Source organism: Paraburkholderia sp. BR14312, assembly GCF_040948675.1.
Classification (GTDB): Bacteria; Pseudomonadota; Gammaproteobacteria; order Burkholderiales; family Burkholderiaceae; genus Paraburkholderia; species Paraburkholderia nodosa_A.
The window spans coordinates 1-255 of sequence record NZ_JBFPKI010000101.1 but is presented as its reverse complement, the minus strand read 5'-3'; the positions used below and the strand labels follow the sequence as shown (position 1 = coordinate 255).

The following is a 255-nucleotide window of genomic DNA, read 5'->3' as shown; positions in this document are numbered from 1 at the left end:
GGATAGATGGTCAGCAGCGTGAGAAGCGCGGAGACCGTCATCATCCGGCTGCGTCCATATTTGTCGGCGAGATGCCCCATGAACGGCGTTAACACCATCAGGATCGCGCCCGTCAGCACCGTCGCCGCAAAACCCGTCGACGCTGGCAGATGCAACTGCTTCACGGCATACGTCGGCATAAAGAGAATCATCAGATAACTGGCCGCCGTGGACACCGCCATGATGCCTGCCGCAAGCAGGACGCGCCCCTTGTGA

At 60.0% G+C, this 255-nt stretch carries 1 protein-coding gene; it reads right to left on the bottom strand.

Translation table 11 applies throughout. The features are described from left to right. Positions 1-255: MFS transporter (locus tag AB3X98_RS42195; protein WP_368607237.1), on the bottom strand; the 255-nt coding region annotated here is incomplete at both ends.